Here is a 22,629-nt window from a genome sequence, read left to right as displayed (position 1 = left end):
GCTATTCCAAAACTATAAAAATGGGGTATGTTTTAGCAGAGTGTGCTGAAAATGCGCGAGCTGCACACCTATAATCGAAATAAAGCGCTACACAACAACATCACAATAGTCGTAATAACCATAAGAATGGGGAAGGTCAGGATGAATATGAAGGGTAAAGCGTTACTGGCAGGATGTATCGCGTTGGCATTCAGCACAATGGCTCAGGCCGATATTAAAGTCGCTGTTGTCGGTGCGATGTCCGGTCCAGTAGCCCAGTACGGCGACCAGGAGTTTACTGGCGCAGAACAAGCGGTTGCAGACATTAATGCCAAAGGCGGAATCAAAGGCGAAAAACTGCAGATCGTAAAATATGATGATGCCTGTGACCCGAAACAAGCGGTCGCAGTCGCCAACAAAGTGATTAATGACGGCATCAAATACGTTATCGGCCACCTGTGTTCCTCTTCCACTCAGCCCGCGTCTGACATCTACGAAGACGAAGGCATTCTGATGATCACCCCGGCGGCAACGGCACCGGAGCTGACCTCTCGCGGCTACAAGCTGGTGCTGCGCACCACGGGCCTGGACTCAGACCAGGGCCCGACCGCCGCGAAATACATTCTGGAAAAAGTGAAGCCGCAGCGCATCGCGATCGTTCACGACAAACAACAGTACGGTGAAGGTCTGGCGCGTGCCGTGCAGGAAAATCTGAAGAAGGGCAACGCTAACGTGGTGTTCTTTGACGGTATCACCGCCGGTGAGAAAGACTTCTCCACGCTGGTGGCGCGTCTGAAGAAAGAGAATATCGACTTCGTTTACTACGGCGGTTATCACCCGGAAATGGGGCAGATCCTGCGTCAGGCACGTGCTGCGGGTCTGAAAACGCAGTTCATGGGTCCTGAAGGGGTAGCCAACGTTTCCCTGTCTAACATCGCCGGTGAATCGGCCGAAGGTCTGCTGGTGACCAAACCGAAGAACTACGACCAGGTACCTGCGAACAAACCTATCGTTGATGCGATCAAGGCGAAAAAACAAGATCCGAGCGGGGCGTTCGTGTGGACCACCTACGCCGCGCTGCAATCTTTACAGGCGGGCCTGAACCAGTCAGCCGATCCGGCTGAAATCGCCACCTGGCTGAAAGCGAACTCCGTGGATACCGTCATGGGACCGCTGTCGTGGGATGAGAAGGGTGACTTGAAAGGCTTTGAATTCGGCGTCTTCGACTGGCATGCCAACGGCACGGCGACCGACGCGAAGTAATTTCCACGGCGCCTTTGCGCATTGCAGGTGCATTGGCTGTGTTATTCAACCCCGGTCACTTACGTCGGTAAGCTTCCGGGGATGTCATCCCTTGCCGCCTTCCTGCAACACGAAATTCTTGGGAAAAGGCAGCAGAGAATATAGCCAGCCGGGTAAGGCGAAGCCGCCACCCGGCTTTTTTAACGTTTTTCCCAGCCGTTTTGCTGTGCGGTGAAGCCCAGTACCTGCATAAACGCCGCCATGACGCCCCGGTCTTCCACGCCGACATCCGCCATCCACCAGGAGGAGACGTTCGGATTATCATGGATCACTTCTTCCACCAGATATTTTCCCACCCCCCGACGCCGCGTGACGTCACGGATGCGCAGCGAATCCAGCGCGCCCTGAGTGCCGCTCAGGGTGACCCTTACGGCGCCTAACAACCGCTCATTAAATCGTGCCGCGTAGATCCGGTGCGTTTCATCTACGCTTAAAGAGGCGGCGGAATACTCCGGCCAGATTTTGCCCAGGTCGATCAGATCCTGATCGCTAAAGTGTTCTAAACGAATGATGGTCAGCTTCATCGACAGCATGTCCAAATCACAAAAGAGAGTGCAAGTGTACCGAAATAATTCAACCGGACGCTTTCTCTTTTTTAAATCATTTGGCAGGTGATTAATTTTATGACGGTCAGAACCTCAGTTCGAAACATCAGAGAATGAAAAACAGGCAGGATAATACCCTGGAAGGTAGTGTTTTATTCGGCTCATTGTCCCGTTATTTTATGCTGACAAGTGTGCTTTTTTTTGTTTATCTATGGTGAAAAGCAGAATATTATCTGTTCTTAATAGACTGAAAAATAGAGGTTTTACGCTGTATTTGCGGAAAATACTGCGCTAAACCATTAATCAGACTGGTAAAAATAGTGTAGTGCAAAAAAAGCACAGTCTGCTTTTTAACCATATAAATAGAAAATAAGTACATCACGAATGGGGATTCAGTAAATGAAACGGAATGCGAAAACGGTCATCGCAGGGGTGATTGCACTGGCGATGTCACAGGCGGCAATGGCAGAGGATATTAACGTTGCTGTTGTCGGCGCGATGTCGGGTCCAGTGGCGCAGTGGGGCGACATGGAATTTAACGGCGCGCGTCAGGCCATCAAAGACATCAACGCCAAAGGCGGCATCAACGGCAACAAGCTGGTCGCTGTGGAATATGACGACGCCTGCGATCCAAAACAGGCCGTGGCGGTGGCGAACAAAATCGTCAACGACGGTATTCAGTATGTGATTGGTCACCTCTGCTCCTCTTCGACTCAGCCTGCGTCGGATATTTACGAAGATGAAGGCATTCTGATGATCTCGCCTGGTGCGACCAACCCGGAACTGACGCAGCGCGGCTACGCGCACATCATGCGTACCGCCGGACTGGACTCTTCTCAGGGACCGACCGCAGCAAAATACATTCTTGAGAGCGTAAAACCGCAGCGCATCGCCATCATTCACGACAAACAACAGTACGGTGAAGGCCTGGCGCGCTCTGTTCAGGATGCGCTGAAAGCGGCAAACGCCAATATCGTCTTCTTTGATGGCATCACCGCAGGTGAGAAAGATTTCTCCGCGCTGCTTGCGCGCCTGAAAAAAGAGAACATCGACTTTGTGTACTACGGCGGCTACTACCCGGAAATGGGGCAGATGCTGCGCCAGGCGCGCTCCGTCGGGCTGAAAACCATGTTCATGGGGCCGGAAGGCGTGGGCAATGCATCGCTGTCGAATATCGCCGGTGAAGCAGCTGAAGGCATGCTGGTCACCATGCCAAAACGCTATGACCAGGATCCGGCCAACAAAGCGATTGTTGATGCGCTGAAAGCCGATAAAAAAGATCCGACTGGTCCGTATGTGTGGATCACCTACGCTGCTGTGCAGTCACTGGCAACGGCAATGGACCGTTCTGGCAGCAAAGCGCCGCTGGATCTGGTGAAAGATTTAAAAGCAAACGGTGCTGATACCGTCATTGGGCCGCTGAAATGGGATGAAAAAGGCGATCTAAAGGGATTTGAATTTGGTGTCTTCCAGTGGCACGCCGATGGGTCATCCACGGCAGCCAAATAATTATCCCACCGCCCGTTCACGCGGGCGGAAATAGAAAGGTTTTTTTATGTCCGAGCAGTTCCTGTACTTTTTGCAGCAGATGTTTAACGGCGTCACGCTGGGAAGCACCTATGCGCTGATCGCCATCGGTTACACCATGGTGTACGGCATTATCGGCATGATCAACTTCGCCCACGGCGAGGTATACATGATCAGTAGCTATGTCTCTTTTATGATTATCGCGGCACTCATGATGATGGGGATCGATACCAGTTGGTTGCTGGTGGCGGCCGGATTCATTGGGGCGATTATCATTGCCAGCGCCTACGGCTGGAGCATTGAGCGGGTGGCGTATCGGCCCGTCCGGAATTCCAAACGTCTGATTGCGCTGATCTCCGCGATTGGGATGTCTATCTTCCTGCAAAACTACGTCAGCCTGACGGAAGGTTCACGTGACGTGGCGCTGCCCAGCCTGTTCAACGGGCAATGGGTCGTGGGGGCCAGCGAAAACTTCTCCGCATCGATCACCACCATGCAACTGGTCATCTGGGTTGTGACCTTCCTGGCGATGCTGGCACTGACCATTTTTATTCGTTACTCCCGCATGGGACGTGCCTGCCGTGCTTGTGCGGAAGACCTGAAAATGGCCAGCCTGCTCGGGATTAACACGGACCGCGTGATTGCGTTGACCTTTGTGATTGGCGCAGCGATGGCGGCAGTGGCCGGCGTGCTGCTCGGGCAATTCTACGGGGTGATCAACCCCTATATCGGCTTTATGGCCGGGATGAAAGCCTTTACCGCAGCGGTGCTTGGCGGGATCGGCAGCATTCCAGGCGCGATGATCGGCGGCCTGATTCTGGGCGTCGCGGAAGCGCTTTCTTCTGCTTATCTGAGTACGGAATACAAAGACGTGGTGTCGTTCGCCCTGTTGATTCTGGTACTGCTGGTGATGCCGACCGGGATTCTGGGCCGTCCGGAGGTAGAGAAAGTATGAAACCGATGCATTTTGCGATGGCGCTGCTCTCTGCCGCGATGTTCTTCGTGCTGGCGGGCGTCTTTATGGGCGTTCAACTGGAACTGGATGGCACCAAACTGGTGGTGGACACCGCTGCCGACATCCGCTGGCAGTGGGTGTTTATCGGCACTGCCGTGGTCTTTTTCTTCCAGATGCTGCGTCCGGTATTCCAGAAGAGCCTGAAAAGCGTCTCCGGGCCGAAGTTTATTTTGCCAGCGATTGATGGCTCAACCGTAAAGCAGAAGCTGTTCCTGATTGCGCTGCTGGTGATTGCCGTGGCGTGGCCGTTTATGGTCTCGCGCGGCACGGTGGATATCGCCACGCTGACCATGATTTATATCATTCTCGGCCTGGGGCTGAACGTTGTCGTCGGGCTTTCCGGCCTGTTGGTATTAGGCTACGGCGGTTTCTACGCAATTGGCGCGTACACTTTTGCGCTGCTGAACCACTATTACGGTCTCGGCTTCTGGACCTGCCTGCCGCTGGCGGGACTGGTCGCAGCGGCGGCGGGTTTCCTGCTGGGCTTCCCGGTGCTGCGTCTGCGTGGCGACTACCTGGCAATCGTCACCCTGGGATTTGGTGAGATCGTCCGTATTCTGCTGCTCAACAATACTGAAATCACTGGCGGTCCGAACGGCATCAGCCAGATCCCGAAACCGACGCTGTTCGGTCTCGAGTTCAGCCGCAGCGCACGTGAAGGCGGCTGGGATACCTTCAGCAACTTCTTCAATGTGAAATACGATCCGTCCGATCGCGTGATTTTCCTCTATCTGGTCGCGCTGCTGCTGGTGGTGCTGAGCCTGTTTGTGATTAACCGTCTGCTGCGCATGCCGCTGGGACGAGCGTGGGAAGCGCTGCGTGAAGATGAGATCGCCTGTCGCTCTCTGGGTCTGAGCCCCACGCGCATCAAACTGACCGCCTTTACCATCAGCGCCGCGTTTGCCGGTTTCGCCGGTACGCTGTTTGCGGCGCGTCAGGGGTTTGTCAGCCCTGAATCGTTCACCTTTGCCGAATCGGCGTTTGTGCTGGCGATCGTAGTGCTCGGCGGGATGGGGTCGCAGTTTGCGGTAATCCTCGCAGCCATTCTGTTGGTGGTGTCGCGTGAACTGATGCGTGATTTCAACGAATACAGCATGTTAATGCTGGGTGGTTTGATGGTACTGATGATGATCTGGCGTCCGCAGGGCTTGCTGCCGATGACCCGTCCACAGTTGAAACTGAAAAACGGGGAAGCGAAAGGAGAGCAGGCATGAGTCAGCCATTATTATCGGTTAACGGCCTGATGATGCGCTTCGGCGGTCTGCTGGCGGTGAACAACGTTGAACTGGAGCTGCATCCGCAAGAAATTGTGTCGCTGATTGGGCCGAACGGCGCCGGTAAAACCACGGTGTTTAACTGCCTGACCGGTTTTTATAAGCCGACGGGTGGCACCATTAAGCTTCGCGATCAGCACCTTGAAGGGCTGCCGGGGCAACAAATTGCCCGGATGGGCGTGGTGCGAACTTTCCAGCACGTGCGTCTGTTTCGCGAAATGACGGTGATTGAAAACCTGCTGGTGGCACAGCATCAGCAACTGAAAACAGGCGTGTTTTCCGGTCTGCTGAAAACCCCGGCGTTTCGTCGGGCGCAGAGCGAAGCGCTGGATCGCGCGGCCACCTGGCTTGAGCGTATCGGGCTGCTGGAGCATGCGAACCGTCAGGCCAGTAACCTGGCTTATGGCGACCAGCGCCGTCTGGAGATCGCCCGCTGTATGGTGACGCAGCCAGAAATTTTGATGCTGGATGAACCGGCTGCGGGTCTTAACCCGAAAGAGACCAAAGAGCTGGACGAGCTGATTGCCGAACTGCGCAACCATCACAACACCACCATTCTGCTGATTGAACACGATATGAAGTTGGTAATGGGGATTTCCGACCGTATTTACGTGGTGAACCAGGGCACGCCGCTGGCGAACGGGACGCCGGAACAGATTCGAAATAACCCGGACGTGATCCGTGCATACCTTGGTGAGGCATAAGATGGAAAAAGTCATGTTGTCCTTTGACAAAGTCAGTGCCCACTACGGCAAAATTCAGGCGCTGCACGAGGTGAGCCTGCACATCAATCAGGGAGAAATTGTGACCTTGATTGGTGCCAACGGCGCGGGAAAAACCACGCTGCTTGGCACGCTGTGTGGCGATCCGCGTGCGACCAGCGGTCGGATTGTGTTTGATGACAAAGACATTACCGACTGGCAAACGGCGAAAATCATGCGTGAAGCGGTGGCGATCGTTCCGGAAGGGCGTCGCGTGTTTTCCCGCATGACGGTGGAAGAGAATCTGGCGATGGGCGGTTTTTTTGCCGAGCGCGATCAGTTTCAGGCACGCATCAAGTGGGTATACGAATTGTTCCCGCGTCTGCATGAGCGTCGTATTCAGCGTGCGGGCACCATGTCCGGCGGTGAACAGCAGATGTTGGCGATTGGTCGTGCGCTGATGAGTGAACCGCGCCTGCTGCTGCTTGATGAGCCATCTCTGGGGCTGGCGCCGATTATCATCCAGCAGATCTTCGACACTATCGAACAACTGCGCGAGCAGGGAATGACCATCTTCCTCGTTGAGCAGAACGCTAATCAGGCGCTGAAGCTGGCCGATCGTGGCTACGTGCTGGAGAACGGTCATGTCGTTCTCGAAGACACCGGCGACGCATTGCTGGCAAACGAAGCGGTACGCAGCGCGTATTTAGGCGGTTAAGCGGTTTGTGATGCCTGATGGCGGCGCATGGCGTCTTATCCGGCCTACACGACATTCGATATTTACACCTGATGCAGGCCGGGTAAGGCGAAGCCGCCACCCGGCTTTTTTGTTTTCTTGCCACTGAAACGTCATTCATCTGAAGCCTGGCTGTCACCGCTTCGTCATCTGACGGTTATCTTTCTGTCATTCGCGCATGTCATGTTACCTCGCGAGCATAAAACGCGTGATTTCGCGCATCCGGCACAATAAGAGAGATGATGACAATGACATCGTTACGACACACAGCTTTGGGTCTGGCGGTTGGTCTGGCTTTTGCGACAAACGCAATGGCCGTTACCACCATTCCGTTCTGGCATTCCATGGAAGGGGAGTTGGGTAAAGAAGTTGACTCCCTGGCGCAACGTTTCAACGACACCCACCCGGATTACAAGATTGTGCCGGTGTACAAAGGTAACTACGAGCAGAGCCTGAGCGCCGGTATCGCCGCGTTCCGTACCGGAAATGCACCGGCCCTGCTGCAGGTTTATGAAGTCGGCACCGCGACGATGATGGCCTCAAAAGCGATTAAACCGGTTTACGAAGTGTTCAAGGATGCGGGCATCAACTTCGACGAGTCACAGTTTGTTCCGACCGTTTCCGGTTACTACACCGATTCGAAATCCGGGCATCTGTTGTCTCAGCCATTTAACAGCTCTACGCCGGTGCTGTACTACAACAAAGACGCCTTCAAAAAAGCGGGCTTAGATCCGGAGCAGCCGCCGAAAACCTGGCAGGATCTGGCGGATTACACCGCGAAGCTGAAAGCCGCAGGGATGAAGTGTGGCTACGCCAGCGGCTGGCAGGGTTGGATCCAGATTGAAAACTTCAGCGCCTGGCACGGCCTGCCGGTGGCGACCAAAAACAACGGCTTCGACGGCACCGATGCGGTACTGGAGTTCAACAAGCCGGAGCAGGTGAAGCATATCGCGCTGCTTGCCGATCTGAACAAGAAGGGTGACTTCAGCTACTTCGGACGTAAAGACGAATCCACCGAGAAGTTCTACAACGGTGACTGCGCCATTACCACCGCCTCGTCCGGTTCGCTTGCAGATATCCGTCATTACGCCAAATTCAACTATGGCGTAGGCATGATGCCTTACGATGCGGACGCCAAAGGCGCACCGCAGAACGCCATCATCGGCGGCGCGAGCCTGTGGGTAATGCAGGGCAAAGACAGCGACACCTACAAAGGCGTGGCCGAGTTCCTCGACTTCCTGGCAAAACCGGAAAATGCGGCCGAATGGCATCAGAAAACCGGTTATCTGCCGATCACCAAAGCGGCTTATGACCTGACTCGTGAGCAGGGCTTCTATGACAAGAATCCCGGGGCAGACATTGCGACCCGTCAGATGCTGAACAAACCGCCGTTGCCGTTCACCAAAGGGCTGCGACTGGGCAATATGCCGCAGATTCGCACCATCGTTGATGAAGAACTGGAAAGCGTGTGGACCGGCAAAAAAACGCCACAGCAGGCGCTGGACTCTGCGGTAGAACGTGGTAATCAGTTGCTGCGCCGCTTTGAGCAGTCGACCAAATCGTAATCTGTGACTTGCCCGGTGGCGCGTAGCGATCCGGATCTAAAACGAACTACATGCAGGCCGGGTAAGGTGTAGCCGCCACCCGGCATTGTTCAGGAATCAAATCTCAATGTCATCATCCCGTCCGGTGTTTCGCTCGCGTTGGCTGCCTTATTTGCTGGTTGCGCCACAGCTGGCGATCACCGTTATTTTCTTTATCTGGCCTGCGGGCGAAGCGCTGTGGTACTCGCTACAAAGCGTCGATCCGTTTGGGCTTTCCAGTCAGTTCGTGGGACTGGATAATTTCGTCACGCTGTTTCATGACCGCTACTATCTCGACGCTTTCTGGACGACGATCAAATTCAGCGCGCTGGTGACCTTCAGCGGCCTGCTGGTATCGTTGTTCTTCGCAGCGCTGGTGGATTACGTCGTGCGCGGCAGTCGTCTGTATCAGACGCTGATGCTACTGCCCTATGCCGTGGCGCCTGCGGTAGCCGCCGTGCTGTGGATTTTCCTGTTTAACCCAGGACGTGGGCTAATTACCTACTTCCTTGAGCAGTTTGGTTATGACTGGAACCATGCACAGAACAGCGGGCAGGCGATGTTCCTGGTAGTTTTTGCCTCCGTCTGGAAGCAGATTAGTTACAACTTCCTTTTCTTCTTTGCCGCGTTGCAATCGATCCCACGTTCGCTGGTTGAAGCCGCCGCGATCGATGGCGCAGGGCCTGTTCGTCGCTTTTTCAGGCTGGCGTTACCGCTGATCGCGCCGGTGAGTTTCTTCCTGCTGGTGGTCAATCTGGTCTACGCCTTCTTCGATACGTTCCCGGTGATCGATGCCGCGACCGCAGGCGGCCCGGTTCAGGCTACTACGACGCTGATTTATAAGATCTATCGTGAAGGGTTTGCTGGGCTGGATCTCTCTGCGTCCGCCGCGCAGTCGGTGGTACTGATGTTCCTCGTCATCATTCTGACGGTGGTGCAGTTCCGCTATGTGGAAAGTAAGGTGCGTTACCAATGATTGAGAACCGTCGCGGGCTGACAATATTCAGCCACACCATGCTGATTCTGGGGATTGTCGTAATTTTGTTCCCGCTGTACGTCGCGTTTGTCGCGGCGACGCTGGACAACAACGCGGTGTTTGAAACGCCGATGACGCTTATCCCTGGTACGCATCTGCTGGAAAACATGAAAAACATCTGGGCCAACGGCGTCGGTGTGAACAGCGCGCCGTTCTGGCTGATGATGCTCAACAGCTTCATCATGGCGTTTGGCATTACGGTGGGGAAAATCGCGGTCTCGATGCTTTCTGCCTTTGCTATCGTCTGGTTTCGTTTTCCGCTGCGTAACCTGTTCTTCTGGATGATTTTTATCACCCTGATGCTGCCGGTCGAAGTGCGTATTTTCCCGACGGTGGAAGTGATTGCCAATTTGAATATGCTCGACAGTTACGCAGGATTGACGCTACCGCTGATGGCATCGGCGACCGCCACTTTTCTGTTCCGCCAGTTCTTTATGACCCTGCCGGATGAGCTGATCGAAGCGGCGCGCATTGATGGCGCTTCGCCGATGAGATTTTTCTGCGACATCGTGCTGCCGTTGTCGAAAACCAATCTGGCGGCGCTGTTCGTCATCACCTTTATCTACGGCTGGAACCAGTATCTGTGGCCGTTGCTGATTATTACCGACGTCAATCTGGGGACTGCCGTGGCGGGGATCAAAGGCATGATTGCCACTGGCGAAGGTACCACCTTGTGGAATCAGGTGATGGCGGCAATGCTGCTCACCCTTATCCCACCCGTAGTCATTGTTTTAGCCATGCAGCGCGCGTTTGTCCGCGGCCTGGTCGATAGTGAGAAATAAGATGGCAGGTTTAAAATTACAGGCAGTAACCAAAAGCTGGGATGGCAAAACCCAGGTGATTCAACCGCTGACGCTGGACGTGGCGGACGGTGAGTTCATTGTGATGGTCGGCCCGTCCGGCTGCGGGAAATCAACGCTTCTGCGGATGGTGGCCGGGCTGGAGCACGTCACCAGCGGCGATATCTGGATTGACCGTCAGCGCGTGACTGAAATGGAGCCGAAAGACAGGGGCATCGCGATGGTCTTCCAGAACTATGCGCTCTACCCGCACATGAGCGTGGAAGAGAACATGGCGTGGGGGCTGAAAATCCGTGGGATGGGCAAGGGACACATCGAACAGCGGGTGAAAGAAGCGGCGCGTATTCTCGAACTGGACGGTCTGCTCAAACGTCGTCCGCGCGAACTCTCCGGCGGTCAGCGCCAGCGTGTGGCGATGGGGCGTGCCATTGTGCGCGACCCTGCGGTTTTCCTGTTTGATGAGCCGCTGTCGAACCTCGATGCCAAACTGCGCGTGCAGATGCGTCTGGAGCTTCAGCACCTGCACCGTCGTCTGAAAACTACCTCGCTATACGTGACCCACGATCAGGTCGAAGCGATGACGCTCGCCCAGCGCGTGATGGTGATGAATAAAGGTATTGCCGAGCAGATTGGCACGCCGGTAGAGGTCTATGAAAAACCGGCCAGCCGCTTTGTGGCGAGCTTTATCGGCAGCCCGGCGATGAACCTGCTGGAAGGACGTATCAGCCATGCGGGTATGCACTTCGAACTGGAAAGCGGCATGGCGCTGCCCATCAATTGGTACTATCGTGGCTACGCCGGGCGAAAAATGACGCTGGGTATCCGCCCGGAACATATTACGCTAAGCTCCCAGGCGGAGGGCGGTGTGCCGCTGGTGATGGACACGTTGGAGATGTTGGGCGCCGATAATCTGGCGCACGGTCGCTGGGGCGATCAGAAACTGGTGGTGCGTCTGGCCCATCAGGAACGCCCAAAGGCAGGCAGCACGCTGTGGCTGCATCTGCCGGAAAATCATTTGCACCTTTTTGATGGTGAAACAGGAAAACGTGTATGAGTAACTGGCCGTATCCCCGCATCGTCGCCCATCGCGGCGGCGGTAAACTGGCACCGGAAAATACGCTGGCGGCGATCGACGTCGGCGCGCATTACGGGCACTCCATGATCGAGTTCGACGCGAAGCTGTCGAAGGACGGGGAAATTTTCCTGCTGCACGACGATAACCTTGAGCGCACCAGCAACGGCTGGGGCGTGGCGGGAGAGCTCAACTGGCAGGATTTGCTGCGGGTGGATGCCGGTGGCTGGTACAGCGGCGAGTTTAAAGGCGAACCGCTGCCGTTGCTCTCGCAGGTGGTCGCGCGTTGTCGCCAGCATGGCCTGATGGCCAATATCGAAATTAAACCGACTACCGGAACCGGACCGCTGACGGGGAAAGTGATTGCTCTCGCTGCGCGTGAGCTGTGGCAGGGGATGACTGCGCCGCTGCTGTCGTCATTTGAAATTGATGCGCTGGAAGCGGCGCAGGCCGCCGTACCAGAGCTGCCGCGAGGGTTGTTACTTGACGAGTGGCGTGATGACTGGCGCGAACTGACCACTCGCCTGGCGTGCGTGTCGATTCACCTGAATCACAAGCTACTGGATGAAGCGCGGGTCAGACAGCTTAAAGCGGCGGGATTACATATTCTGGTCTACACCGTCAACAAACCCCAGCGTGCGGCTGAACTGCTACGCTGGGGCGTGGACTGCATCTGTACGGATGCGATTGACGTGATTGGCCCGGACTTTACTGCTGCGGATTAAGCATATCGCCATTCTGCCGCGGCGGTAGCATGTGCTGCTGGCCGCTCTCCAGACGCGTACCGCCGCTCAACATGCCGCCGTTGGTATTGGGCAACGGCTGCTCGCGTACCTGACCCTGCTGGATCCGCTGCTGATTGTTGTTCATCTGCGTTTGCAGATTTTGCTGCTGAAGCTGCGTCTGCGTTTTTAACTGCTGATTCAGCATTCCTTTCTGCTGGATCTGCTGCGTCTGCATCTGCGTCTGCATCCGTTGCTGGCTGGGGATCTGATAGCCCGGCTGGTTCGGATTGTTCAGCGTGTTAATCGGCTGTGCGAGACAGGCAAACGGCAGTAGCGCTGTCAAAATTACGTATCGTTTCATCATCATTCCTCCACTGAGGTCTCTCTTAAGTTTACCCCTTTCCCGGCGAAACGAGGATCATTTCAGAGTTATGCACCAGGCTTAGTGGGGGGCTGACCCCACATCTTTGGAGAATAACGATGACGAAACCGACGTTTTTACGCCGGGTAGCCCTTGCTGCTCTGCTCTCAGGAAGCTGTTTCAGTGTGCTCGCCGTCCCCCCTCCACCCCCTCCGGTGTCGTATGGGGTGGAAGAGGATGTGTTCCATCCCGTTCGCGCCAGGCAGGGGATGGTGGCCTCGGTAGATGCCATGGCCACAAAGGTTGGGGTGGATATTCTCAAACAGGGCGGGAACGCCGTGGATGCTGCGGTCGCCGTAGGGTATGCGCTGGCGGTCACGCATCCGCAGGCCGGGAATCTGGGCGGCGGCGGTTTTATGTTGCTGCGTACTAAAGACGGTAAGACCACGGCGATCGATTTTCGCGAAATGGCGCCCGCTAACGCCACGCGCGATATGTTCCTTGACGACCAGGGCAATCCGGACAGTAAAAAATCGCTGACCTCCCATCTGGCGTCCGGCACGCCGGGCACCGTGGCCGGGTTCTCTCTGGCGCTGGAAAAATATGGCACCCTGCCGCTCAACAAGGTGGTGCGTCCGGCGATCAAACTGGCGGAAGAGGGCTTTGTGGTTAACGATGCGCTGGCGGACGATCTAAAAACCTACGGCAGTGAAGTCATTCCGAATCACGAAAACAGCAAAGCCATTTTCTGGAAGGACGGTGAGCCGCTGAAAAAGGGCGACAAACTGGTACAAAAAAATCTGGCGAAAAGCCTGGAGTTGATTGCGGAAAAGGGGCCGGATGCTTTTTATAAAGGGGAGATTGCCGACCAGATTGCGCAGGAGATGCAGAAAAATGGCGGGCTGATGACCAAAGAGGATTTGGCGGGCTATAAAGCGGTAGAGCGCACGCCAATTAGCGGTGACTATCGCGGATATCAGGTCTTCTCGATGCCACCGCCGTCCTCTGGCGGGATCCACATCGTGCAAATCCTGAATATCCTTGAAAACTTCGACATGAAACAATACGGCTTCGGCAGTGCGGACGCCATGCAGGTGATGGCGGAAGCGGAGAAACAGGCCTACGCCGATCGTTCGGAATACCTGGGCGACCCGGATTTTGTGAAGGTGCCGTGGCAGGCGCTGACCAACAAAGATTACGCCAAATCGATTGCCGAACGGATCGATATCAACAAGGCGAAACCCTCCAGCGAAATTCGCCCTGGCAAACTGGCGCCCTACGAGAGTAACCAGACCACTCACTTCTCGGTGGTGGATAAAGACGGTAACGCCGTGGCGGTCACTTATACCCTCAACACCACCTTCGGGACCGGCATTGTGGCGGGGAATACCGGCATTCTGCTGAATAACGAGATGGATGACTTCTCAGCTAAGCCGGGCGTGCCAAATGTCTATGGTCTGGTGGGAGGCGATGCCAACGCCGTTGGGCCGAAGAAACGTCCGCTGTCGTCAATGTCGCCCACCATCGTGGTGAAAGACGGTAAAACCTGGCTGGTTACGGGCAGTCCGGGTGGGAGCCGGATTATCACGACTGTGCTGCAAATGGTGGTCAACAGCATCGATTTCGGGATGAATGTGGCGGAAGCGACCAACGCGCCGCGTTTCCATCATCAGTGGCTGCCGGATGAGCTGCGTGTGGAGAAAGGCTTTAGCCCGGATACCCTCAAACTACTTGAGCAAAAAGGGCAGAAGGTTGCGCTGAAAGAGGCGATGGGTAGCACACAGAGCATTATGGTAGGGCCGGACGGTGCGCTGTATGGCGCATCAGACCCACGCACTGTGGACGATTTAACGGCGGGGTATTGATTTTGTTGCCGGGTGGCGGCTTCGCCTTACCCGGCCTACGTTTGTGCAGCTGTAGGCCCGGTAAGCGTAGCGCCACCGGGCAATTTGTCACTTCATCCGCGCCATAAAATAGGCATCGACGTACTCGCCGTTACGCAGGCCGTACTTCTTGCCGGTGCCTTCAATTTCAAAACCATATTTTTTATACACGGCTATGGCGGGGGCGTTATCGACAAACACCGTTAATTCGATGCGCTCAACGCGCAGCCAGTTGTCGCACATGTCGATCATGGTCCGCATTAATGCGCTGGCGACACCGCGGTTTTGCCATTGCGCGTCAACACAAATACCGAAATCGGCGACGTGACTCCTGCGTGGACGCTGAACGACGGCAATGCACAAATGTCCAACCACGCGATCGTCAATGCAGGCCACAAGTTGTTTGATGCCGGGCTGTTCGGCGAGTCGCGCCTGCCACATCTCACTGGATGGATGAGGAACCTGTAGCGTGTTGTGATACACCTCCGGCTGGGCATGGATCTGACGAATCGCGTCGTAATCTTTGGTTTCAGCATGGCGTATCACTATCTCACTCATTCCCGATCTCCTTTAGGGGTTATTGAGTCTTTACAGTCGCTGAGATTAAAAATGTCGTCAACTGCATTTTTTTGAAGAAATCGCTGGACAACTGCGAATGAGAATGATTATTATTGCTTTGCGTTCAGGAAGACCCTTGCGGAGAACCTGAAAGCACGACATTGCTCACATTGCTTCCAGTATTATTTTAGCCAGCCGGGTGCTGGCTTTTTTTTGGTTTTTTTCAGCCAGGCTGACTTGTTATTTTGTCCCGGGGAAGTGCCCGAGCTCCTCACGTACATTAAGTACGCTCCGGCTGCTGTGCGCAGGCCGTGAATAATCTGCCTGCGCCACTCACGCCCGAGGCGCGAGCAATCCGTTTCCAGGTGCGCCAGCGCGTCCTCAGGAGAGGTTCCGCATTTAGTCTCTCTGTGCTTTGCGCTATGGTGTATGCATCATTTTTTCCAAAAAGGACGCCACCATGACGTTACATTGCGCATTTATCGGGTTCGGCAAGAGTGCGACTCGCTACCATCTCCCGTATGTCCTTCACCGTAAAGATACCTGGCATGTGGCCCATATCTTTCGCCGTCGTGCGAAGCCGGAAGAGCAGGCGCCGATTTACTCACACATCCACTTCACCAGCGATCTCAATGAAATTTTCGATGATCCGCAGGTCAAGCTGGTTATCATCTGTACCCACGCCGACAGCCACTTTGACTACGCGAAACGGGCGCTGGAGGCCGGGAAGAACGTGCTGGTTGAGAAACCCTTCACCCCGACAATGATTGAAGCGAAGATGCTGTTTGAACTGGCGCAGAGCAAAGGGTTGACGGTGACGCCGTATCAAAACCGTCGCTTTGACTCCTGTTTCCTGACTGCCAAAAAGGCGATTGAAAGCGGTAAGCTGGGTAAGATTGCGGAACTGGAAAGCCACTTTGATTACTACCGCCCGGTCGCGGAAACCCAACCTGGTTTACCGCAGGATGGCGCGTTTTATGGCCTGGGCGTACACACGATGGATCAGGTTATCTCGCTGTTCGGTCGTCCGGACCACGTGGCGTACGATATCCGCAGCCTGCGCAATAAGGCCAATCCGGACGACACCTTTGAAGCGCAACTGTTTTACGGCGATGTAAAGGCCATCGTCAAAACCAGCCATCTGGTGAAAATCGACTATCCGAAGTTTATCGTGCATGGCACCAAGGGGTCGTTTATCAAATACGGTATTGACCAGCAGGAAACCAGCCTGAAGGCCAACATCATGCCGGGTGAGCCAGGCTTTGCGGCGGACGATTCCGTTGGCGTGCTGGAGTACGTTAACGACGAAGGGGTGACGGTGAAAGAAGAGATCAAACCGGAAACGGGCGACTACGGGCGTGTCTATGATGCGCTGTATGACACTCTCACCACGGGCGCGCCAAATTACGTCAAGGAATCTGACGTTCTGACCAACCTTGAACTCCTCGAACGGGCATTCGAACAGGCTTCACCGGCCACGATTACCCTTGCCCGATAAGCCAGACTGACTCCTCTGTACTTGTTCATAATTTTTGAACAGAGGAGTCAATTTTCACCCTCTATGATTGATGATGGATTCGGTCCACACTTACTCCATCGAAAACATCTGGGGGTGAACACAATGATCTACTTACGCAAAGCAAACGACCGTGGCCACGCGAATCATGGCTGGCTGGATTCCTGGCATACGTTCTCTTTTGCTGACTACTACGATCCCAACTTTATGGGCTTCTCGGCACTGCGCGTGATTAACGACGACGTGATTGACGCCGGTCAGGGTTTCGGTACCCACCCGCATAAAGACATGGAAATTCTGACCTACGTGCTGGAAGGCGCAGTAGAACACCAGGACAGCATGGGCAATAAAGAGCAGGTGCCGGCAGGTGAATTCCAGATTATGAGCGCGGGGACCGGGATCCGGCACTCTGAGTACAACCCGAGCAAAACGGATCGTCTGCGTCTGTATCAGATCTGGATCATTCCGGAAAAAACCGGCATCACGCCGCGTTACGAGCAGCGCCGCTTCGACGCCACACAGGGTAAACAACTGGTGTTGTCACCGGACGCTCGCGACGGCTCGTTGAAAGTGTACCAGGATATGGAACTGTATCGCTGGGCGCTGGTGAAAGGTGAGCAGTCAGTACACCAGATTGCTGCTGAACGTCGCGTCTGGATCCAGGTGGTAAAAGGCGAGGTGAGCATTAACGGCACGAAAGCCACCACCAGCGACGGTCTGGCGATTTGGGATGAGCAGGCGCTGTCAATTCATGCTGACAGCGATAGTGAAATCCTGCTGTTTGATCTGCCGCCTGTATAAATAATTACGCAACCTTCCCTTTAAACGGGGAAGGTTGTGCTTTGTCCGTGATAAACTGAGCAAATCTCTCACTTACGATTTCTCAGGACGATGAAGAAGAAAAGACCCGTACTTCAGGATGTAGCTGACCGTGTTGGTGTGACCAAAATGACGGTCAGCCGTTTTTTGCGTAATCCGGAGCAAGTCTCCGTTGCATTGCGGGGCAAGATCGCTGCTGCACTTGATGAACTGGGTTATATTCCCAATCGCGCACCTGATATCCTCTCCAACGCCACTAGTCGGGCCATTGGCGTACTGCTGCCGTCGTTAACCAACCAGGTTTTTGCCGAAGTTTTACGCGGTATTGAGACCGTGACGGATGCGCATGGTTATCAAACCATGCTGGCGCACTACGGTTATAAGCCGGAGATGGAACAGGAGCGTCTGGAGTCGATGCTCTCCTGGAACATCGATGGTCTGATCCTGACTGAACGTACCCACACGCCGCGCACGTTGAAAATGATCGAAGTGGCGGGGATTCCGGTGGTTGAACTGATGGACAGTCAGTCGCCCTGCCTCGATATCGCCGTCGGTTTTGACAACTTTGAAGCCGCGCGTCAAATGACCGCCGCGATTATTGCACGCGGGCATCGTCATATCGCCTATCTGGGGGCACGTCTTGACGAACGTACTATCATCAAACAGAAGGGTTACGAACAGGCGATGCTGGATGCCGGTCTGTTGCCCTACAGTGTGATGGTTGAGCAGTCTTCTTCTTACTCTTCGGGGATTGAGCTTATCCGTCAGGCGCGTCGTGAATACCCGCAACTGGACGGTATTTTCTGCACTAACGATGACCTGGCGGTGGGCGCGGCCTTTGAATGCCAGCGTTTAGGGTTGAGGATCCCGGATGACATGGCGATCGCTGGTTTTCACGGCCATGATATCGGTCAGGTGATGGAACCGCGTCTGGCCAGCGTGCTGACGCCGCGTGAGCGTATGGGCAGCATTGGCGCAGAGCGTCTACTGGCGCGTATTCGTGGGGAGAGCGTCACGCCAAAAATGTTAGATTTAGGTTTCACCTTGTCACCGGGTGGATCTATTTAACCCGACAAATTTGAAGTAGCTCACACTTATTCACTTCTCGCACGTTTGGATATTGCTTCTGTTTTAGTCAGGTTGGACAATGTTACCGATAACAGTTACCCGTAACAATTCCTGATCCTTGTACTGTGGGGGCACCACTTTGAGCACGACTAATCATGATCACCACATTTACGTTCTGATGGGCGTATCGGGCAGCGGTAAATCCGCTGTCGCCAGCGAAGTGGCGCATCAACTGCATGCCGCGTTTCTTGATGGCGATTTTCTCCATCCGCGTCGCAACATTGAGAAAATGGCCTCCGGTGAGCCGCTCAATGATGACGACCGTAAGCCGTGGTTGCAGGCGCTGAATGACGCCGCGTTTGCGATGCAGCGTACCAATAAGGTTTCGCTGATCGTCTGTTCCGCACTGAAAAAACATTACCGTGATCTGCTGCGTGACGGTAACCCGAACCTTTCTTTCATCTACCTGAAAGGCGATTTCGACGTGATCGAAAGCCGTCTGAAGGCGCGTAAAGGCCATTTCTTCAAAACCCAGATGCTGGTGACGCAGTTTGAAACCCTGCAAGAACCGGGTGCAGACGAAAGCGACGTACTGGTGGTGGATATCGATCAGCCACTGGAAGGTGTTGTTGCCAGCACCATCGAGGTCATTAATAAAAGGCAGTAAGTTTTGAGTACATTAACGCTTGTTTTAACAGCAGTAGGCTCCGTTCTGCTGCTGTTGTTTTTAGTGATGAAGGCGCGTATGCACGCCTTCGTTGCTTTGATGGTGGTGTCTATTGGTGCAGGTCTCTTTTCCGGTATGCCGCTCGATAAAATCGCGGCGACAATGGAAAAAGGGATGGGAGGTACGCTGGGCTTCCTGGCGATTGTGGTCGCTTTGGGGGCCATGTTTGGCAAGATTTTGCATGAAACGGGCGCAGTCGATCAGATTGCGGTCAAAATGCTGAAATCCTTCGGCCACAGTCGCGCGCATTATGCGATTGGGCTGGCGGGACTGATTTGCGCGCTGCCGCTGTTCTTTGAAGTGGCCATTGTTCTGCTGATAAGCGTCGCGTTCTCGATGGCGCGTCATACCGGTACAAACCTGGTGAAGTTGGTGATCCCGCTGTTTGCGGGCGTGGCGGCGGCCGCCGCATTTCTGCTGCCGGGGCCTGCGCCGATGCTGCTCGCTTCTCAGATGCACGCCGACTTTGGCTGGATGATTCTGATTGGTCTGTGTGCCGCCATTCCAGGGATGATTATTGCCGGGCCACTGTGGGGCAACTTTATCAGCCGCTACGTTGAGCTGAATATTCCAGACGATATTACCGAACCGCATCTGGGCGAGGGCAAAATGCCGTCCTTTGGCTTCAGTCTGTCGCTGATCCTGTTGCCGCTGGTGCTGGTGGGACTGAAAACCATCGCCGCACGTTTTGTGCCGGTCGGTTCTACGGCTTACCAGTGGTTTGAATTTGTCGGTCACCCGTTCACCGCGATTCTGGTGGCTTGTCTGGTGGCGATTTACGGCCTGGCGATGCGTCAGGGGATGCCGAAAGATAAGGTCATGGAGATTTGCGGTCACGCGCTGCAACCGGCGGGTATCATCCTGTTGGTGATTGGTGCTGGCGGTGTCTTCAAGCAGGTGCTGGTGGATTCTGGCGTGGGGCCGGCGCTGGGTGAAGCGCTGACCGGGATGGGCTTGCCGATTGCCATTACCTGCTTCGTGCTGGCGGCAGCGGTGCGTATCATTCAGGGCTCCGCGACCGTAGCCTGCTTAACGGCGGTGGGACTGGTGATGCCAGTAATTGAACAACTGAATTTCTCCGGGGCGCAGATGGCGGCACTGTCTATCTGTATCGCGGGGGGGTCGATCGTCGTCAGCCACGTGAACGATGCCGGTTTCTGGCTGTTCGGGAAATTCACCGGTGCGACAGAAGCACAAACGCTGAAGACCTGGACAATGATGGAAACCATCCTCGGCACCGTGGGTGCGATGGTGGGTATGGTGGCGTTTTCACTGCTCAGTTGAAAAAAGGTAGGCCGGGCAATCGCCCGGCCCTATTGTTTTATCCCTTCATCCACATCCGGATACCGTCCAGGAACATCTGGGTCGCCATCATCACCAGAATCAATCCCATCAGGCGTTCCAGCGCATTTACCCCTTTCTCACCCAGCAGACGCAGAAACAGCGACGACTGCAGCAGAATCACAAACGTACCGCCCCAGGCCAGCAGCAAGGCAATCACCAGATGCCCCATTTGATTCGGATATTGATGCGATAACAACATCAGCGTGGCCAGAATCGTTGGGCCGGCAACTAACGGGATCGCCAGCGGGACAATAAAGGGCTCTTCGCCTGCCGGAAGGCCTGCGCTGTTTCCGGTGGCACTGGGGAAGATCATCTTGATGGCAATCAGGAACAGAATAATGCCCCCGGATATTGAAACCGTTTCGGCTCGCAAATTCAGGAATGCGAGAATTTTCTCGCCCGCGAAAAGGAAAATCAGCATCAGTAACAGCGCAATGAACAGCTCGCGCACCATGATTGCCCGACGCCGCTTCGGTTCGGTATGTTTCAGTACGGACATGAAAATGGGCAAATTACCGAGCGGATCCATAATCAGGATCAATAAAACGGCTGCAGAAATGATTTCATTCATAACTCAAATTCCCTGATAATTGCCTCGGACTTTCTGCTCGCTTAAGCAGCGGGATAAGTCGCATTTCTGATGGCATCGCTATCATTGATTAAATTCACTTGCGACTTTGGCTGCTTTTTGTATGGTGAAGGATGAGCCAGTAGGACACTGGTCAGCATACACAGCACACATCTTTGCAGGAAAAAACGCTATGAAAAATGTTGGTTTTATCGGCTGGCGCGGTATGGTCGGCTCTGTTCTCATGCAACGCATGGTTGAAGAGCGCGACTTCGACGCCATTCGCCCTGTTTTCTTTTCAACTTCCCAGCTTGGGCAGGCCGCGCCGACGTTCGGCGGTACCTCGACCGGCACACTTCAGGACGCTTTCGATCTGGACGCGCTGAAAGCGCTCGATATCATTGTGACCTGTCAGGGCGGCGATTATACCAACGAAATCTATCCAAAGCTTCGTGAAAGCGGATGGCAGGGTTACTGGATTGACGCGGCCTCTTCGCTGCGCATGAAAGATGACGCTATCATTATCCTTGACCCGGTTAACCAGGATGTCATCACCCGGGGTCTGAACAACGGGATTAAAACCTTCGTCGGCGGTAACTGTACCGTTAGCCTGATGCTGATGTCGTTGGGCGGTCTGTTTGCCCATGACCTGGTGGACTGGGTGTCGGTCGCGACCTACCAGGCGGCCTCCGGCGGCGGCGCGCGTCATATGCGCGAACTGCTCAACCAGATGGGCCAGTTGCATAACTACGTCGCTGATGAACTGGCAACGCCTTCCTCCGCTATTCTCGATATCGAACGCAAAGTTACCCAACTGACTCGTAGCGGCGAACTGCCGGTAGATAACTTTGGCGTCCCGCTGGCAGGTAGCCTGATTCCGTGGATCGACAAACAGCTTGATAACGGCCAGAGCCGCGAAGAGTGGAAAGGCCAGGCGGAAACTAACAAAATCCTTGATACCTCATCCGTCATTCCGGTCGATGGCCTGTGCGTGCGCGTTGGCGCGCTGCGTTGCCACAGCCAGGCGTTCACCATCAAACTGAAAAAAGACGTTTCCATTCCGACTGTGGAAGAACTGCTGGCGGCTCACAATCCGTGGGCGAAAGTGGTGCCAAACGATCGGGATATCACCATGCGTGAGTTAACCCCAGCGGCCGTTACCGGCACGTTGACCACGCCAGTTGGCCGTCTGCGTAAGCTGAACATGGGACCGGAGTTCCTGTCAGCCTTTACGGTAGGCGACCAGTTGCTCTGGGGGGCTGCAGAGCCGTTGCGACGTATGTTGCGCCATCTGGCGTAATCGCGTTGGTTTACAAGGGGTGCTGAGTCACCCCTTTTTATGCGTAAAAAAGGAGTAAACGCAAATGTATAGTCTTTATGCAGGAGTTAATGAAAGTGTTGGCTATTCTTTAAGGGTGTCCTGATCTCAGTATCAGGGCTTAACCTGAAGGTAGGACGGGGCAGAGAGGATGCACAATTGTGCTGCACCG

General features: G+C 54.8%; 22 protein-coding genes. 18 read left to right on the top strand and 4 right to left on the bottom strand.

The genetic code is table 11. The features are described 5' to 3' along the window. Positions 1-141: 141 nt before the first annotated feature. Complete coding sequence (gene livJ / locus C2U53_RS07990) at positions 142-1,242, top strand: branched chain amino acid ABC transporter substrate-binding protein LivJ (RefSeq protein WP_142764811.1); 1,101 nt, start codon at positions 142-144, stop codon at positions 1,240-1,242. Positions 1,243-1,421: 179 nt separating this feature from the next. On the opposite strand, the gene panM is transcribed toward livJ, so the two are convergent. Next, complete coding sequence (gene panM, locus C2U53_RS07985; protein ID WP_044253808.1) at positions 1,422-1,805, bottom strand: aspartate 1-decarboxylase autocleavage activator PanM; 384 nt, start codon at positions 1,803-1,805, stop codon at positions 1,422-1,424. A gap of 420 nt (positions 1,806-2,225) precedes the next feature. On the opposite strand from panM, the gene livK reads away from it, so the two are divergent. The 10 genes from livK (at position 2,226) to ugpQ (ending at position 12,295) form a co-directional block, all read left to right on the top strand. Further along, positions 2,226-3,335, top strand: a complete 1,110-nt coding sequence (gene livK / locus C2U53_RS07980; RefSeq protein ID WP_104445781.1) for a high-affinity branched-chain amino acid ABC transporter substrate-binding protein LivK — start codon at positions 2,226-2,228, stop codon at positions 3,333-3,335. A 46-nt stretch (positions 3,336-3,381) separates the two neighbouring features. Beyond that, the gene (livH, locus tag C2U53_RS07975) at positions 3,382-4,308 is read left to right on the top strand and encodes a high-affinity branched-chain amino acid ABC transporter permease LivH (RefSeq protein WP_042998474.1); all 927 of its coding nucleotides are present in this window, start codon (positions 3,382-3,384) and stop codon (positions 4,306-4,308) included. Then, the gene (livM, locus tag C2U53_RS07970; RefSeq protein WP_042998473.1) at positions 4,305-5,582 is read left to right on the top strand and encodes a branched chain amino acid ABC transporter permease LivM; all 1,278 of its coding nucleotides are present in this window, start codon (positions 4,305-4,307) and stop codon (positions 5,580-5,582) included. Before livH ends, livM begins: the two co-directional genes overlap by 4 nt. Continuing rightward, on the top strand, positions 5,579-6,346 hold the full coding sequence (livG, locus tag C2U53_RS07965; protein WP_042998472.1) for a high-affinity branched-chain amino acid ABC transporter ATP-binding protein LivG: 768 nt from the start codon (positions 5,579-5,581) through the stop codon (positions 6,344-6,346). The genes livM and livG overlap by 4 nt, the downstream gene beginning before the upstream one ends. Before the next feature lies 1 nt (position 6,347). Further along, positions 6,348-7,061 carry a high-affinity branched-chain amino acid ABC transporter ATP-binding protein LivF gene (gene livF / locus C2U53_RS07960; protein ID WP_044253570.1) on the top strand — a complete coding sequence of 238 codons (714 nt, stop codon included), beginning with the start codon at positions 6,348-6,350 and terminating at the stop codon, positions 7,059-7,061. 266 nt (positions 7,062-7,327) lie between these two features. After that, complete coding sequence (gene ugpB, locus C2U53_RS07955) at positions 7,328-8,644, top strand: sn-glycerol-3-phosphate ABC transporter substrate-binding protein UgpB (RefSeq protein ID WP_090050253.1); 1,317 nt, start codon at positions 7,328-7,330, stop codon at positions 8,642-8,644. Positions 8,645-8,750: 106 nt separating this feature from the next. Then, positions 8,751-9,638, top strand: coding sequence for a sn-glycerol-3-phosphate ABC transporter permease UgpA (ugpA, locus tag C2U53_RS07950; protein WP_044263874.1), 888 nt, complete (start codon positions 8,751-8,753; stop codon positions 9,636-9,638). Further along, positions 9,635-10,480, top strand: coding sequence for a sn-glycerol-3-phosphate ABC transporter permease UgpE (gene ugpE / locus C2U53_RS07945; protein ID WP_042998468.1), 846 nt, complete (start codon positions 9,635-9,637; stop codon positions 10,478-10,480). The genes ugpA and ugpE overlap by 4 nt, the downstream gene beginning before the upstream one ends. A 1-nt stretch (position 10,481) precedes the next feature. Continuing rightward, positions 10,482-11,552: a sn-glycerol-3-phosphate import ATP-binding protein UgpC gene (locus C2U53_RS07940; RefSeq protein ID WP_090050255.1), complete on the top strand. Its 1,071-nt coding sequence runs from the start codon at positions 10,482-10,484 to the stop codon at positions 11,550-11,552. Continuing rightward, positions 11,549-12,295 (top strand): glycerophosphodiester phosphodiesterase, encoded by a 747-nt coding sequence (gene ugpQ / locus C2U53_RS07935; protein WP_104445780.1) that lies wholly within the window; start codon positions 11,549-11,551, stop codon positions 12,293-12,295. The genes C2U53_RS07940 and ugpQ overlap by 4 nt, the downstream gene beginning before the upstream one ends. On the opposite strand, the gene C2U53_RS07930 is transcribed toward ugpQ, so the two are convergent. After that, complete coding sequence (locus C2U53_RS07930; protein ID WP_042998465.1) at positions 12,279-12,656, bottom strand: DUF2756 family protein; 378 nt, start codon at positions 12,654-12,656, stop codon at positions 12,279-12,281. The genes ugpQ and C2U53_RS07930 overlap by 17 nt on opposite strands. Before the next feature lie 119 nt (positions 12,657-12,775). On the opposite strand from C2U53_RS07930, the gene ggt reads away from it, so the two are divergent. After that, positions 12,776-14,521, top strand: coding sequence for a gamma-glutamyltransferase (ggt, locus tag C2U53_RS07925; RefSeq protein WP_044327555.1), 1,746 nt, complete (start codon positions 12,776-12,778; stop codon positions 14,519-14,521). 87 nt (positions 14,522-14,608) lie between these two features. Here ggt and yhhY read toward each other — a convergent pair whose 3' ends face one another. Next, a complete protein-coding gene (gene yhhY, locus C2U53_RS07920) occupies positions 14,609-15,097 on the bottom strand; it encodes an N-acetyltransferase (protein ID WP_042998463.1) in 489 nt (162 codons plus the stop codon). A gap of 460 nt (positions 15,098-15,557) precedes the next feature. Here yhhY and C2U53_RS07915 point away from each other — a divergent pair, with 460 nt between their 5' ends. The 5 genes from C2U53_RS07915 (at position 15,558) to gntU (ending at position 20,511) form a co-directional block, all read left to right on the top strand. Next, positions 15,558-16,595, top strand: a complete 1,038-nt coding sequence (locus tag C2U53_RS07915) for an oxidoreductase (protein ID WP_104445779.1) — start codon at positions 15,558-15,560, stop codon at positions 16,593-16,595. 123 nt (positions 16,596-16,718) lie between these two features. Continuing rightward, positions 16,719-17,414 (top strand): pirin family protein, encoded by a 696-nt coding sequence (locus C2U53_RS07910; protein WP_043001767.1) that lies wholly within the window; start codon positions 16,719-16,721, stop codon positions 17,412-17,414. Between the two features lie 90 nt (positions 17,415-17,504). After that, a complete protein-coding gene (gntR, locus tag C2U53_RS07905) occupies positions 17,505-18,500 on the top strand; it encodes a gluconate operon transcriptional repressor GntR (RefSeq protein WP_042998462.1) in 996 nt (331 codons plus the stop codon). A 139-nt stretch (positions 18,501-18,639) separates the two neighbouring features. Continuing rightward, positions 18,640-19,167: a gluconokinase gene (gntK, locus tag C2U53_RS07900; protein ID WP_042998461.1), complete on the top strand. Its 528-nt coding sequence runs from the start codon at positions 18,640-18,642 to the stop codon at positions 19,165-19,167. Between the two features lie 3 nt (positions 19,168-19,170). Further along, positions 19,171-20,511 (top strand): gluconate transporter, encoded by a 1,341-nt coding sequence (gntU, locus tag C2U53_RS07895; RefSeq protein ID WP_044263856.1) that lies wholly within the window; start codon positions 19,171-19,173, stop codon positions 20,509-20,511. A gap of 37 nt (positions 20,512-20,548) precedes the next feature. On the opposite strand, the gene yhgN is transcribed toward gntU, so the two are convergent. Then, positions 20,549-21,142: an NAAT family transporter YhgN gene (gene yhgN / locus C2U53_RS07890; protein WP_042998459.1), complete on the bottom strand. Its 594-nt coding sequence runs from the start codon at positions 21,140-21,142 to the stop codon at positions 20,549-20,551. Positions 21,143-21,332: 190 nt separating this feature from the next. On the opposite strand from yhgN, the gene asd reads away from it, so the two are divergent. Further along, entirely contained in the window at positions 21,333-22,439 is a 1,107-nt protein-coding gene (asd, locus tag C2U53_RS07885) for an aspartate-semialdehyde dehydrogenase (protein ID WP_042998458.1), read from the top strand. Positions 22,440-22,629 lie beyond the last annotated feature (190 nt).

The sequence above is a fragment of the Citrobacter sp. CFNIH10 genome, from assembly GCF_002934585.1.
In the GTDB taxonomy this organism is placed as follows: Bacteria; Pseudomonadota; Gammaproteobacteria; order Enterobacterales; family Enterobacteriaceae; genus Citrobacter_A; species Citrobacter_A amalonaticus.
This window is presented reverse-complemented; position numbering and strand designations above follow the sequence as displayed.

Excerpts from the sequence above, each read along its gene's own strand:
- livK (WP_104445781.1), top strand. The coding sequence starts at position 2,226 with ATGAAACGGAATGCGAAAACGGTCATCGCAGGGGTGATTGCACTGGCG.
- asd (WP_042998458.1), top strand. The coding sequence starts at position 21,333 with ATGAAAAATGTTGGTTTTATCGGCTGGCGCGGTATGGTCGGCTCTGTT.
- C2U53_RS07910 (WP_043001767.1), top strand. The coding sequence starts at position 16,719 with ATGATCTACTTACGCAAAGCAAACGACCGTGGCCACGCGAATCATGGC.
- livF (WP_044253570.1), top strand. The coding sequence starts at position 6,348 with ATGGAAAAAGTCATGTTGTCCTTTGACAAAGTCAGTGCCCACTACGGC.
- ugpB (WP_090050253.1), top strand. The coding sequence starts at position 7,328 with ATGACATCGTTACGACACACAGCTTTGGGTCTGGCGGTTGGTCTGGCT.
- ggt (WP_044327555.1), top strand. The coding sequence starts at position 12,776 with ATGACGAAACCGACGTTTTTACGCCGGGTAGCCCTTGCTGCTCTGCTC.
- gntR (WP_042998462.1), top strand. The coding sequence starts at position 17,505 with ATGAAGAAGAAAAGACCCGTACTTCAGGATGTAGCTGACCGTGTTGGT.
- yhhY (WP_042998463.1), bottom strand. The coding sequence starts at position 15,097 with ATGAGTGAGATAGTGATACGCCATGCTGAAACCAAAGATTACGACGCG.
- livG (WP_042998472.1), top strand. The coding sequence starts at position 5,579 with ATGAGTCAGCCATTATTATCGGTTAACGGCCTGATGATGCGCTTCGGC.
- yhgN (WP_042998459.1), bottom strand. The coding sequence starts at position 21,142 with ATGAATGAAATCATTTCTGCAGCCGTTTTATTGATCCTGATTATGGAT.
- ugpA (WP_044263874.1), top strand. The coding sequence starts at position 8,751 with ATGTCATCATCCCGTCCGGTGTTTCGCTCGCGTTGGCTGCCTTATTTG.
- ugpE (WP_042998468.1), top strand. The coding sequence starts at position 9,635 with ATGATTGAGAACCGTCGCGGGCTGACAATATTCAGCCACACCATGCTG.
- panM (WP_044253808.1), bottom strand. The coding sequence starts at position 1,805 with ATGAAGCTGACCATCATTCGTTTAGAACACTTTAGCGATCAGGATCTG.
- livM (WP_042998473.1), top strand. The coding sequence starts at position 4,305 with ATGAAACCGATGCATTTTGCGATGGCGCTGCTCTCTGCCGCGATGTTC.
- C2U53_RS07930 (WP_042998465.1), bottom strand. The coding sequence starts at position 12,656 with ATGAAACGATACGTAATTTTGACAGCGCTACTGCCGTTTGCCTGTCTC.
- C2U53_RS07915 (WP_104445779.1), top strand. The coding sequence starts at position 15,558 with ATGACGTTACATTGCGCATTTATCGGGTTCGGCAAGAGTGCGACTCGC.
- ugpQ (WP_104445780.1), top strand. The coding sequence starts at position 11,549 with ATGAGTAACTGGCCGTATCCCCGCATCGTCGCCCATCGCGGCGGCGGT.
- livH (WP_042998474.1), top strand. The coding sequence starts at position 3,382 with ATGTCCGAGCAGTTCCTGTACTTTTTGCAGCAGATGTTTAACGGCGTC.
- C2U53_RS07940 (WP_090050255.1), top strand. The coding sequence starts at position 10,482 with ATGGCAGGTTTAAAATTACAGGCAGTAACCAAAAGCTGGGATGGCAAA.
- livJ (WP_142764811.1), top strand. The coding sequence starts at position 142 with ATGAATATGAAGGGTAAAGCGTTACTGGCAGGATGTATCGCGTTGGCA.